Source organism: Polaribacter sp. R77954, from assembly GCF_044595335.1.
Lineage (GTDB): Bacteria > Bacteroidota > Bacteroidia > Flavobacteriales > Flavobacteriaceae > Polaribacter.
This window is the reverse complement of record NZ_CP138992.1, coordinates 3,602,377-3,616,261: the sequence shown is the minus strand read 5'-3', so window position 1 is coordinate 3,616,261 and position 13,885 is coordinate 3,602,377. Positions and strand designations below refer to the sequence as shown.

The 13,885-nt window shown below is 30.4% G+C and carries 11 protein-coding genes; 4 read left to right on the top strand and 7 right to left on the bottom strand.

Going from position 1 to position 13,885, the window contains the following annotated elements:
- The first annotated feature begins 2 nt into the window (after nt 1-2).
- Together SJY27_RS15530 and SJY27_RS15525 are read left to right on the top strand one after the other, a co-directional pair.
- A complete protein-coding gene (locus SJY27_RS15530) occupies nt 3-1,511 on the top strand; it encodes a peptide MFS transporter (RefSeq protein ID WP_397445785.1) in 1,509 nt (502 codons plus the stop codon).
- 54 nt (nt 1,512-1,565) lie between these two features.
- On the top strand, nt 1,566-2,117 hold the full coding sequence (locus tag SJY27_RS15525) for a thioredoxin family protein (RefSeq protein ID WP_397445784.1): 552 nt from the start codon (nt 1,566-1,568) through the stop codon (nt 2,115-2,117).
- Nucleotides 2,118-2,128: 11 nt separating this feature from the next.
- On the opposite strand, the gene SJY27_RS15520 is transcribed toward SJY27_RS15525, so the two are convergent.
- The 5 genes from SJY27_RS15520 to surE all read right to left on the bottom strand — a co-directional run bounded on the left by SJY27_RS15520 (nt 2,129) and on the right by surE (nt 6,889).
- Nucleotides 2,129-4,144 carry a ComEC/Rec2 family competence protein gene (locus tag SJY27_RS15520; RefSeq protein WP_397445783.1) on the bottom strand — a complete coding sequence of 672 codons (2,016 nt, stop codon included), beginning with the start codon at nt 4,142-4,144 and terminating at the stop codon, nt 2,129-2,131.
- A gap of 100 nt (nt 4,145-4,244) precedes the next feature.
- The gene (locus SJY27_RS15515; RefSeq protein ID WP_397445782.1) at nt 4,245-4,727 is read right to left on the bottom strand and encodes an NlpC/P60 family protein; all 483 of its coding nucleotides are present in this window, start codon (nt 4,725-4,727) and stop codon (nt 4,245-4,247) included.
- Between the two features lie 4 nt (nt 4,728-4,731).
- On the bottom strand, nt 4,732-5,844 hold the full coding sequence (gene lpxB, locus SJY27_RS15510) for a lipid-A-disaccharide synthase (protein ID WP_397445781.1): 1,113 nt from the start codon (nt 5,842-5,844) through the stop codon (nt 4,732-4,734).
- Nucleotides 5,844-6,131: a hypothetical protein gene (locus SJY27_RS15505; RefSeq protein WP_397445780.1), complete on the bottom strand. Its 288-nt coding sequence runs from the start codon at nt 6,129-6,131 to the stop codon at nt 5,844-5,846. Before SJY27_RS15505 ends, lpxB begins: the two co-directional genes overlap by 1 nt.
- Complete coding sequence (gene surE, locus SJY27_RS15500; protein ID WP_397445779.1) at nt 6,119-6,889, bottom strand: 5'/3'-nucleotidase SurE; 771 nt, start codon at nt 6,887-6,889, stop codon at nt 6,119-6,121. Before surE ends, SJY27_RS15505 begins: the two co-directional genes overlap by 13 nt.
- Nucleotides 6,890-7,281: 392 nt before the next feature.
- On the opposite strand from surE, the gene SJY27_RS15495 reads away from it, so the two are divergent.
- The gene (locus tag SJY27_RS15495) at nt 7,282-9,420 is read left to right on the top strand and encodes a carboxy terminal-processing peptidase (RefSeq protein ID WP_397445778.1); all 2,139 of its coding nucleotides are present in this window, start codon (nt 7,282-7,284) and stop codon (nt 9,418-9,420) included.
- Between the two features lie 74 nt (nt 9,421-9,494).
- Entirely contained in the window at nt 9,495-9,941 is a 447-nt protein-coding gene (locus tag SJY27_RS15490) for an acyl-CoA thioesterase (protein WP_397445777.1), read from the top strand.
- 59 nt (nt 9,942-10,000) lie between these two features.
- On the opposite strand, the gene SJY27_RS15485 is transcribed toward SJY27_RS15490, so the two are convergent.
- A complete protein-coding gene (locus SJY27_RS15485) occupies nt 10,001-11,647 on the bottom strand; it encodes a sodium/sugar symporter (RefSeq protein WP_397445776.1) in 1,647 nt (548 codons plus the stop codon).
- 199 nt (nt 11,648-11,846) lie between these two features.
- Nucleotides 11,847-13,757, bottom strand: a complete 1,911-nt coding sequence (locus SJY27_RS15480) for a hypothetical protein (RefSeq protein ID WP_397445775.1) — start codon at nt 13,755-13,757, stop codon at nt 11,847-11,849.
- Between the last annotated feature and the right edge of the window lie 128 nt (nt 13,758-13,885).

The window sequence follows — 13,885 nt, the reverse complement described above, 5'->3', positions numbered from 1 at the left end:
TTATGTTAGATAAAGGAGTTACTACCACTACAGAAGACCCACAAATGTTTGGCCACCCAAAAGGGTTATTTTACTTATTCTTTGCAGAATTATGGGAGCGTTTTAGCTTCTATGGGATGAGAGCTTTATTAACGCTCTACATGGTAGAACATATTTTTAAAGCCATTGCAGAGAGAGATACAGCAACAGCTGTAGTATATGCTTCTTATGGTTCTTTAGTTTACGCTTCAACAGTAATTGGTGGGCAAATTTCTGATAAAATTTTAGGAATGCGTGCATCAATTTTTTTAGGCGGTATTTTAATGTCTTTAGGTCATTTTGTTTTGGCCATAGAAAATGATATAGCCTTCTTTTTGGCTTTGGCTTTTATTGTAGTTGGTAATGGTTTCTTTAAACCAAATATATCCACCTTTGTTGGTGCTTTATATAAAGAAGGAGATGTAAGGAAAGATTCTGGTTTTACCATCTTTTATATGGGAATTAATATAGGAGGTTGGATTGCTCCACTTTTATGTGGTTGGCTAGCACTTGAATACGGATACCATTATGGTTTTGGATTAGCAGGATTTGGTATGTTAGCAGGTTTAATTTTCTTTTGGAGTGGAATCAAAAAAAATATTTTTGGTGATAAAGGAATGCCTCCAAACCAAGAAGTATATGAAAAGAAAATTTTAGGAGTTCCTCAAAAAACATTAATACCAGTTATTGCTTTTCTTTGTGCTCCAGGTATTGCGTATTTATTAGCCTCTTGGCAACAAAATTATGTTAGCGGAATTTTTAAATTTATTGGTTTTGCTGTTTTAGGATACCTAATTTACATAATGTTAAAGCTAGATACAGATGCAAGAAAAAAATTAATAATGGCAGTGTTAATTACATTTTTCATGACACTATTTTGGGGTTTTCATGAACTATCAGGTAGTGTAATTACATTATTTGCATCAAGAAACGTAGCTTTAGATGGCATTATGAGTGCTGCACAAACAAACTCTTTAAACTCAATGTTTATTATCATTTTAGCAATTCCTATTTCTTTATTATGGGGTTATTTGGCTAAAAAAGGTATGAATCCAAGAACACCTTATAAATTCGGTTTCGGCTTATTGTTGGCAGGTTTATGTTTTTACATTTTATCTATTAGTGGTACCAGTGCTAATGAAAACGGAATGGTGCCCTTTGTGTATTTGTTAATTATGTATTTTATACTTTCTATTGGAGAGCTATTTATGTCTCCTGTTGGTTTATCAAAAATTACAGATTTATCCCCTTTAAACATCGTAGCATTTATGATGGGAGTTTGGTTTTTATCATCGGCTTTTGCATTTCAAATTGTAGGTTTTATTGGTGAACAATTGGCTGTTGAAAGTACAGATAGTAATGTTGGAGGCCTAGAAACTTTAACCATTTATACTGATGGTTTTCATTTAATTGCAATGTATGCCTTGGGTGCTGGAGCTATTGTTTTATTGTTTTCGCCTTTAATGAAAAAATTATTAGGTAACGTACACTAAAATTAAAAAGTATTAATTTACAAACTTGGCACATCATTTGCAGACTTATAAATTATGAATAAAATAGTATTATCTCTTATTGCACTTGCTCTTTTAAGTATTTCAACAAATGCTCAAAAAATTAATTGGATTTCTATGAATGAAGCTTTAGAACTTCAGAAAAAAAATCCGAAAAAAATAATGGTAGATGTATACACCAATTGGTGTGGCCCTTGCAAAATGTTAGACAAGCAAACCTTTCAAAATAAAGATGTTGCAAACTATGTAAATGAAAATTTTTACGCTGTAAAGTTTAATGCTGAAGGAAATGAATCGATTACCTACAAAGAGCGTGAATTCTTGAATCCTTATTATGATGCCTCTAAACCCAATAAAAGAAATAGTTCTCATCAATTTGCAGATTATTTAGGTGTAAGAGGATACCCAACAGTAGCTTTTTTTGATGAACAATCTGGTTTTTTATATCCTTTAACAGGTTTTTATAAACCTAATGAGTTAGAGTTTTATTTAAAATTATTTATAAACAATAAACATAAAGAAATTAAAACCAAAGAAGATTTTCAAGAATATTACGACACTTTTACACCAGAATTTAAAGCAAAATAAATTTTAGAAAACTAATATTTAAAAACTCCATTTGTGCCTGTATAGTGCAATGGAGTTTTTTGGTTTTTAGCCGTTTTTTGCCATCGTTTTACATAACTTTTGTAATTAGAACCATCTGCAATAATATGTTTTGGTTTTAAGGTTTTAATCAATCTTTCTAAATTTATTTTAGGCGATTGCTGCAACAAAACAATTGGATTTTTTAAATTTTTAATTTGATAAACACCCAAACTATCCACAACCAAAATCACTTGATTTTTAAAACGATACACATTCGATATTTCCCTTTTTTTAATTGTAGTATTGATATACTCACCAACAGTGTAAGACGCTATTGCATTGAATTTTAGCACATCAATACTATCTAAATCATGATCTATAAACAGCTTGCCTCCTATTCTTTTACCCATTATTGTATTTCTACTTTTATGAAAAACCAAAAACTCTTTCTTTGTTTCTTTTTGATAGTTTTCAAATAAACAAACACTTTGAATAATCACAATACTAAACAAAAAATACATCATTTTTTTAGTTGATTTATCTATTAAAAATCTATAAAAATTAAAAATAATTATATAGGCTGCTAAAGCCATATATAATGAAAAAGATATTTCTTGAAAAAGAAACTCCTCATGATTAGAAACCCAGTTTACAAAAGCATTAAGCGCAGCAATAACATCACCATAAATGGATGCTAAAAATTCGGGCAACCAACCCAGTAAAGCAAAAATAATTACAAAAATTCCACCTAATAAAATGGCACTCAAAAAAGGAATAATCACCAAATTCGATACCATAAACAAACCAGGAAACTGATGAAAATAAAATAAACTTAAAGGCAAAACACCTATTTGAGCAGCAACCGAAACCGAAATTATTTCCCAAATCTTTTTATCTAACCAAAATTTAGGATTGTATAACCTAAATAGCTTGGGTTGTAAAAATATAATACCAAAAACCGCTAAATAACTAAGTTGAAAACCAACATCAAACAAAAACATGGGCTTACAAATCAACAATAAAAACATCGAAGAAATTAAAGAAAATAGCACAACATTTTTTCTTTGAAACGTTAACCCAATGGCCAAAAAAGTAAACATAGTAACAGCTCTTGTTACAGATGCAGACAAACCTGCAATAAACGCAAACATCCAAAGTATAAAAACAATACAAACTATTTTTATAATTTTTCCTTTGGGGAGTATTTCTAAAGGTTTCAATAACCAAGTTAAAATCCATAGTAAAATACCAACATGTAAACCCGAAACAGCTAAAATATGTATAGCACCTGCTTTTGCATAATTGGCACTCAATTCTTTTGAAATTTCTTGTCTTTGCCCTAATAACAAAGCATTAATTACAGCAAATTCATCTGAAGTAAACGGATACTTTCTAAGCGCTTTTTGAACTTTTCTCCTAAATTTTGCTGATGAACCTTGCAAAGAAAATTGTTGAATTCCTAAGCTTTTAAAATCGTTATCATTAAGGTATATCTGTTGATAGATACCCTGTTTTTTCATATACAATTGATAATTGAATTGATGTGGATTTACTGGTTTTGGTATGGCTACAAAAATTGGGTTAGCAAATATTAATTCATCCACTTTTAAAGGATTTGTAATACGATCTTTAGAAACATTTAATAATACTTTTCCAGTGGTTTTTACAGAGCCAACTTGAACAACTTTAACTTGGTATTTATAATGATAGGTAGTTGGTTTTAAAACTTTAGCTACTCTTAAAACAACACCTGTACTACCATCAATATAATTATTATAATAGTTATTATAATTTTTATCATTATTTACAAACACAATGGAAACTCCGATTGTAAAAAACAATAAAAAAGACAATATTGTGGTTGTAATATTATTTTTGACAACCAGCAATAAAAGTAAAATTGTAAAAAAAACAAACAGGGAATTCAAGAAACCAAATTCCCAAAACTGAGTATAGAATTGCAGTACAATTCCTAAAATTACGCTTACAACAAATTGTAAGGGTAAGTAGTTAAATACCTTCTTCATAGCAAAGTAAAGATAGTTAAAAAAATATGACTGTCAAAAAAAACACCCTTTTAAAGATTGCAGCAAATCATATAAAAAATTAAAACTGGGTAGTTATCAATTATTTTTTTAAAATTGTAGTGGCTTTTACAAAGTTCTTTTTCCAGTATTTTTCTGATAATGAAGATACAATTACACCTCGAGAAGTTGTAGCATGTATAAAATAAATAACTCCATTTTTAATAGACGTTACCAAACCAACATGATTAATTTTATTGGATCTTCTACTAATTTTAAAAAACACCAAATCTCCTTTTTTTGCGTTTTTTAAAGAGATTTTTCGGCCCTTTTTTGCCATATTTCTAGAAATTCTTGGTAATTGAATATTTTCTTGTCCAAAAGCGATATAAACCAACCCAGAACAATCCATTCCTTTTCTGGTGGTACCACCAAACTTATAGTTTACCCCTTTGTACTGCAAAGCAGTTGCTATAATTCGATCTACTTTTGTTTTTGGTTTTTTTGAAACATGCGCAATTTTTTTTGAAGATGCACAAGCGTTAAATAGCAAAGAGGCAATCAATAAAAAAAAGATTTTTTTCATCAATTTATTCGGTTAAACCCTCGATTATCAATTTGGCTGTTTTTTCTGATGCGCCTTTACCTCCTAATTTTTTTTCTAATTCAAAATAATCTAAAAATAGTTTTTCTCTATTTTTTGCATCTAAAATCTTAGTGAGTTCTTTCTTAAGATTGGTTTTTGTAAAATCATTCTGAATTAATTCTGTAACTACTTCTTTATCCATAATTAAATTTACTAAAGAAATGTATTTTAATGTAATAATTCTTTTAGCAATTTGATATGAAATAAAACCACCTTTATAACAAACCACTTGGGGCACTTTAAATAAGGCAGTTTCTAGAGTAGCAGTTCCAGAGGTTACCAAAGCTGCTGTTGACACCGACAATAAATCATAAGTTTTGTTATCTATAAAACTTACTTCTTTATCTCCAATAATTTGTTGGTAAAAAGAAAAATCTTGACTTGGTGCACCTGCAATTACAAATTTATAATCCGAAAAATCATCTACCAAAGACAACATTACAGCCAACATTTTTGTAATTTCTTGCTTTCTACTTCCTGGCAACAAGGCAATAATAGGTTTATCACCTAAATGATGTTCAGCTCTAAAACCTTCTATATTTGAAAGCTTTCTATCTGCAATGGCATCAATTAAAGGATGCCCAACAAATTCAACTAAATAATCGAATTTTTTATAAAACTCTTTTTCAAAAGGCAGAATAACAAACATTTTATCTACATCTCTCTTAATACCTTTTACTCTACTAGCTCTACTTGCCCAAACTTGTGGTGAAATGTAATAATTGGTTTTAAAACCTTGTTGTTTTGCCCATTTTGCAATGCGTAAATTAAAGCCAGAATTATCAATAAAAATAATAACATCTGGCTGAAACAATTCAATATCGTTTTTACAAAATTTGATAAAAACCAATACTTTATTCAAGTTTCTAAGTACTTCGAAAAAACCCATAAAAGCACGATCTTTATAATGGCTAACCAAAGTACCTCCAACAGCTTGCATTAAATCGCCACCCCAAAATTTAATTTCGGCATTAATATCTTGTTTGTACAAGGCCTTCATTAAATTAGCACCATGTAAATCTCCAGAAGCTTCGCCTGCAATAATGTAATATTTCATCAGATAAACTTTAAAATTAGCGTAATTAAAGCAATAACAATTGTTGTTATTAATACCCCTTTTGCTCTATGATCTTGTTTCTTTTTTATGTATACCCAAAACACAAATAAATTTGGGATCGCAGCAATTGACAAAATTTTACCATATAAATCGCCATCATCAATCATTTTTAAAGTTTCGTTAAAACTAAACCTAGAAAAATATTCAATGTATAAATAACAACCAGCAGCAGTTGCAAAAAGTGAAATTAAAATGCCAATTAATAGGTCTTTTTTTACAGTTCCCAAGAGTTTAATTTTTGAATCATGTGATGTGCAGTTAAATCAAACTGAACTGGTACAATAGAAACATACCCATTTTCTAAAGCATGTACATCTGTATCTTGTCCTTTATCTCTATTTACAAATTCGCCAGAAAGCCAATAATACTCTTTACCAAAAGGGCTTTTACGCTTATCGAAATCTTCTTTCCAAACGCCCATAGCTTGTCTACAAATTTTAGTACCTTTTATATCCTCCTTTTTTAAACTTGGTATGTTTACGTTTAATACAATTCCTTCTGGCAAGCCATTCAAGAGTGTATTTAGCGTAATATTTTTTACAAACGTTTCGCAAGGTTTAAAATCTGCATGCCATTTAAAATCTAACAGCGAAAAACCAATTGCAGGAATCCCTTCTATACCAGCCTCTATAGCTGCACTCATGGTGCCCGAATAAATTACATTAATAGACGAATTAGAACCGTGATTAATACCAGAAACACACAGATCTGGTTTTTTATTCAGAATTTCACTAATTGCCATTTTTACACAATCTGCAGGAGTACCAGAGCAGGTATATTCTAACTGAGGTCCATCATCAATAGTTATCGGGTTACAAGTCAACACATTATCAACAGTAATTGCATGTCCCATACCACTTTGTGGGCTATCTGGTGCAACTACTACAACCTCGCCAATTTTATTCATTATCTTAATAAGCGCTCTAATTCCAGGAGCTGTAATTCCATCATCATTCGTTACTAAAATTAAAGGTCTTTCTTGCATATTTCTATGTTTTAAGTTTAAAATTCAAAATTTAACTTGATTTGTAGTTTGCCAATAAATATTGAATTTTAAATACTGAATATTGAATCTTTTAAGCAAATGTAATTTATTTTAGCCGATTTTCTTTTTAACATTTTGTAAAGAATAATAAACTCGAATTTTAACTAATATTGTAATAGACTAAAACATAGAACTATATTTAGTATTACTAAGCTATTTTTATGTTTAACTTATTTTAAATTCAACCAAAACGTTCTAATAAACAATTAAAAACAGATTTATTTTTTACGCTACACATAATTAATAATATGCTATTATAAATTTTGGCACTATTTTAGTAGATTAGCAACTAACAAAAGTAAGCATAAACAAAAAACAACGACAGTAGATATATGAAGACGAAATTTAAGTTAAGTACAGCTTTATTAGCAATTGTTTTATTAGTAAATAGTATTACAGTACAAGCATCTATAAACCATACAAACCTAAATAATGACCCTGAAAAAGATAAAGTTATTATTTATGTGTTAAAAAATGTTTTAAGTAGACTACACTTTGTACAAAAAGATATTAATGATGACTTATCTGAACAGATATTTGATTCTTTTATTGATGCTTTAGATAGCAGTAAAAGATATTTTACAAAACAAGATCTCAAAGAGTTTTCGAAATATAAATACCAAATAGACAATCAACTTTTAGAAGATGATTTAAGTTTTTACAACTTAGTTTATGGGCGTTTTTTAGAGAAAATTAAAAACGCAAAATCATATTATGGTAATTTATTGGCACAACCTTTTGATTTTAAGAAAAACGAAACGATTGACTTAGATTATACAAAAGTACCTTTTGCCAAAAATGATAATGAACTTATTGATTACTGGAGAAAGCAATTAAAATTACAAACACTAAGTAGAATTCAAGAACAAACAGACCTTCAAGAAGCAAAACTAGAAAAAGACAAAAACTATAAAATAAAGTCTTTTACAACTTTAGAAAAAGAAGCTAGAGCAGAAGTTTTAAAAAACATGGAGGATTTGTACATAAGAATCGAAGAATTAGAACACGATGATTGGTTTTCTACATTCTTAAATTCTGTAGTTGGCGCTTTTGACCCTCATACCACTTACATGGATCCAAGAATTAAAGAACGTTTTGACCAAACCATTTCTGGTAAATTAGAAGGCATTGGAGCACGTTTACAAAAAAAGGGAATCTACACTCATGTTTTTGAATTGGTTGCTGGTGGCCCTGCTTCAAAGCAAGGAGATCTTGAACCTGGAGATATTATTCTTAAAGTTGCTCAAGGAGATGAAGAACCATTAGATATTGTAGGAATGCGATTAGATGACGCAATAAAGTTTATAAAAGGTAAAAAAGGAACTGAGGTTCGCTTAACCGTAAAGAAAAAATTAGATGGTTCTACAAAAATCATTTCGATTATTAGAGATGTGGTTCAGTTAGATGAAACTTTCGTAAAATCTAGTATTGTAGAAAAAGAAGGTAAAAAATATGCAATTATAGATTTGCCAAGTTTTTACATCGACTTTAGCGACAATAACTACAGAGACTCTGCAAAAGACATGGAAAAAGAAATTGAAAGGTTAAAAGCAGAAGAAGTTACTGGTTTGATTATAGATTTAAGAAATAATGGTGGGGGTTCTTTAAAAACAGCCATTGAAATATCTGGTTTATTTATTGACGAAGGCCCTGTAGTTCAGGTAAAATACAGAGGAGAAAGCCCAATTGTTAAGAAAGATATTGACCCAAAAGTGCAATGGGATAAATCTGTTGTAGTTTTAGTGAATGAGTTTTCTGCATCAGCATCAGAAATTTTTGCTGCTGCTATGCAAGATTATAAAAGAGGCGTTATTTTAGGCGGAAATCAAACCTATGGAAAAGGAACTGTACAAAATGTTTTACCTATCAATCAGTTTTATCCAAAGTACAAAAAAGACTTGGGTTATATAAAAATGACAATTCAAAAATTCTATAGAGTTAATGGAGGATCTACCCAAAAAGAAGGCGTTTACTCTGATATTGCAATGCCAAGTAGATTGAGTTATATGAAATATGGTGAGCGAGATATGACAGGAGCTTTAGCTTGGGATAAAGTACCTCAAGCAAAGTATACGCAAACCAACTCTTATGACAACTTTAATGATGTTGTGTATAATAGTAAGCAAAGAATTGCCACAAGTAAAAATTTTAAATTGGTAAATGAATATGCTAAATGGTTGAAAGAAAATCAAGATAACACTTCATACTCATTAAACTATAAGCAATTTTTTAAAGAAAGTGATGCTAAAGAAAAAGAAGCCGAAAAATTTAAATCTGTTTTTGATTACAAATCTAATTTAACGTTTACATCACCTAAATACGAACAATCTTTATTCAAAGAAAATGAAGATTTAAAAGACAAAAGAGTTGCTTGGCACAAAAACCTATCTAAAGACATGTACATTTCTGAAGCCTTAAATGTATTGAGTGAATTAAAACTAAGAGAAAAAACAGAAATTGTTAAAAACTAGCAACCCTTAAAATTAATTAATTATCCTGATAGGTTCTAAACAAACCTATCAGGCTTTTTTTATTTCAAAATAATATGGCATTTAAAGTAGAATTTAAAACAAAATGGTCTGATTTCGATCCTAATAGACACATGCGTCATACAGCTTATAATGAATATGCTGCAGAAGTAAGAGTTCGTTATTTTGCTGCACAAGATTTTGCTATCGATGAATTTACAAAACACAATATTGGCCCTATTTTATTTGAAGAGCATACATCGTTTAGAAAAGAAATTCATTTGGGTGAAAACATAACAGTAAACATGAAACTTTCTGGACTCTCTAAAAACAATGAACGCTGGAAAATAACTCATGAAGTTTTTAATCAAGCAGGTAAATTATCTGCTATAATAAAAGTATATGGAGCTTGGATAGATTTAACCAAACGCAAATTAACCATACCACCAGAAAAAGCAAAACAACTATTTTTAAACACCATCAAAACTGATGATTTTAAAGAGATTTTCATCAATAAAAAATAAAACAAAAAAACACCCAAAGTAAATTTGGGTGTTTTTTTTTGTGTAAAGTGACTATTATTTTACCAGAATATTGAATACAATACAGCTAATAAAAGACACACTACAAAAGAACCAATATTAAAAAATGGCGTTGTTTTAAACAACCCTTTCGTAATTTCAATTCCTTTTGGATCATCAGCTCCCTTTGTTTCCATATAGCTCAAAACCATTATTACAATAATTGATAATACTGTTGCTAACCCCATTTGATGCATCCAAGGTGCAAGCGCAGGTATAGGTAAAAACTTTAAAGCTAAAGCAATTGGCACAGATAAAACTGCTCCCCAAATTGCAGCATTGTTGGTTGTTTTTTTCCAAAATAAACCTAATAAGAATACCGCTAAAATACCAGGACTTACTAAACCTGTATACTCTTGTATGTATTGAAATACCTGATCCATTCCATTTAATAATGGCGCTACAAGCACAGCAATTACTAAAGCTATTGCCCCACTTAATCTTCCTACGTTAACTGTTTTCTTATCATCTGCATTTTTATTGATGTATTGCTTATAAATATCCATCGTAAAAATAGTAGAAGTTGAATTTAACATCGATGCCAAAGAGGATACAATTGCTGCAGCCAATGCTGCAAAAGCCACACCTTTTAAACCAGTAGGTAAAAACTGTAATAACCAAGGATATGCTTTATCTGCTTGTTCTGCAGATGGTATATTTAACATGCCTGCTTCACCTAAACTCGCCATAATCTCTAGATCGTTAACCATAACATAAGCTGCAATACCTGGCACAACAACAATTAAAGGAATAATTAATTTTAAAAATGCTGCTAATAAAATACCTTTTTGAGATTCTTTTAAAGATTTTGCTGCTAAAGTTCTTTGAATAATATATTGATTGAATCCCCAATAATAAATATTCGCAACCCATAAACCACCAATTAATACCCAAACTCCAGGTAAATCTAAATAATTTGAGTTTGCGGTTCCATCTGAATTAAATTCCTCTAAAACCATATGAAATTTCTCAGGTGCAGCTTCCCAGACTTTAGAGAACCCAGCCATAACTCCTTCTCCACCAGAAACTGTGTTTAAAGCCAAATACGTTGTAATTAAACCTCCTAAAACTAAGAATACAACTTGAATAACATCTGTCCAAGCTACAGCAGATAAACCACCATATAATGAATACGCAGCAGCAAATAAAGCCAAACCTATTATAGCATACATCATATCTACACCCATTATGGTTTCTATAGCTAAACCACCTAAAAACAATACCGAAGTTAGGTTGATAAAAACATAAAGAAACAACCAAAAAACAGCTAAAATGGTTTTTAAGTTTGTAGAAAAACGTTTTTCAACAAATTCAGGAATGGTATACAATCCTTTTTCAATAAAAATAGGTAGAAAATATTTACCCACTATAATTAAGGTTAAAGCTGCCATCCATTCATAAGAAGCAATTGCTAAACCGAGTGCAAATCCAGAACCAGACATACCAATAAATTGTTCTGCTGAAATGTTTGCGGCAATTAAAGAGGTACCAATGGCCCACCAAGGTAAAGATTTACTTGCCAAAAAGTAATCTTCGGCATTTTTCTGATGCCCGTCTTTATCACGTGAAACCCATAAACCTACTCCTAAAATTAAAATGGCGTAAGCTACGAAGACTACATAGTCCCACATATCAAATCCTGCTGTCATAATTGTTATTGTTTAGTTAATTTTTGAATTTCAAATATACCTAAATAATTTAAAGATTCTTCAATTTTAGGCACAAAAAACAAACTAGTAGGGACTAGTAGGTTTTTAGATGAGGTTTTATGGTTAAAAAACTAATTTAGACATATAGGAAAAGAAAAAAATCTTGATTTTAAATATTAAAAAAACATCAATATTCTTTTTAAAAAGTATAATCTGGTAGTATACAAGAAAAACTTTTACTTTTAAGCGAAGCATTTAAACCATATTGTAATGTTTGTTGCATTACTTTAGAATTATCTTTATGACACTGTAAACAAGCACCAACTAGTAATAATTTTTGTTGTTCTTTAAGTTGAAAAGGTCTAAAATCTGACCTTGTAGAATTTACTGTATTTTTATCAACCTCTTTTAAAAAAGGAATCCAAGCATCTTCAGGTAAATTATCATTAGCATTTAAGGCATATTCAGGGGTAAAAATCCATTTTCCCTTTTTATTTTTAATATCATAATCTAACATCCCTTTTCCAAATCCTAAAGTAGCTGCATTAGAATGACAAGATTTACAATCACGAACTTCTTTAGTTGTTGTGTGTGGCGAATTTGGTGCATACAATCTATGAAATAATAGCTTTTCTTGTGCTGTTTCATCAGTATAACTTCCTAAATCTATGGTCATAATCATACCAGGAATTGCGGGTTCTATAGCTTTTTCTTCTCCATTTTCTCGAACTCCTAAGGCTGGTAGTGATGATGAAAATTCTGCAACATATTCTTTCCATTGTCCCTTAGTAAACGTTTTATCTAACAAATCAAAAGCATTGGGTTCGTCTTTGTCAAATTGATTATGACAGCCAATACATCTTGGTGTCCAAGATGAATGACAAGAAGCACAGCTTACATTTTTATGCGCATTATCTCTGGCGCAAACCTCTCCTTGAGGTTGTAATGAATGTAGTTTTCCGTCTTTTTTTCCAATTAAATAAGCGTCACCCAAACTATCTACATAGGTATTCACTAATGGATGACCTGATTTTTTTACGGCTATTATAGCTTTATCTTGATGAGTATACGCTCTATGGTCAAAAACAAGCATACTTTCTGCATCTAAATCACTATAGGAAATTGTATTCGGTTTTTCTTTGAAATGACAATCTATACATTGAATTTTTACGGCTTGCTCTTCGTGAGTATATCGTATTCCATCTCCCATAACTTCTTGAGACGAATGGCAATCTATACACAACAATCCTTTAGTATGATGCACATCTTCTTGTATGTATTTGTAAACGCGTTTATCTTCTAAAGTTGTATAATCTTGTTTATTTTCTACCTCATTTTCATCTAACAACGTTTCTTGTAAACCCAAATAATTGGTAGATATTCTACTCGATCTGCTATGGCAACCAAAACAATGGGTATCGTTCACAAAAACATCTGTGGATGGATGAAATTTTGGAATCTCTTTTTTATCTGAAGCCAAATAACGATCAAGGTCTTGAGATGCTTCTTTAGAATAATTTAAGTGACAAGCATTGCAACCCCCACCTCTACTCAACTGATCTATAGCTCCAAAAGATTTTTTTTCTGCTCCTAAATGACAATTCGCACACAAATCTCTTAAATGTTTGTCTGATGCTGTTTTTTTTAAATCTTTAATATGATAATGATTATTTAGATTCTCTGATTCACCAAAAACAAACTTATCTACAGCTATAAGTCCGCTGTTTGTGGTCATTAATGAGTTTTCTACTTTATGAAGTTCACTTCGATGACAAGTACCGCAAGTTTGTTTTGCATCTGATAAATTTCCAGGAATCAAAACCATGTTTTTATGCGCCAACTCTTTATCTGATGAACCTGCATTTCCTAAATGACAACTTACACAACCAATATATTTCGGATTGTGATGTGGAGAGTACCCTTTGGTATTTTGATGACAAAGAAAACAAGATTCAGAAACTGCCAATGCAGATGTTTCATAAACATTTTCTTTCACTGTTTTATACGTCTCTTCTACTTCAAATAGTTTCTTGTTTTTAGCAACAAACAGTAAAGAAAACAATAAAATAGCAAGTATAAAAAACGCTTTGGTCTTGTTTTTTTTATCCATGATTCAAATTTACAATAATTTAAAATCACAATAACTCAAAACAGCAATCACACCTATATTATGTACCCTTATGTAACAAATGTTACATACAAATGATTGTATTACTGACTTTTATCATAATTTCAATT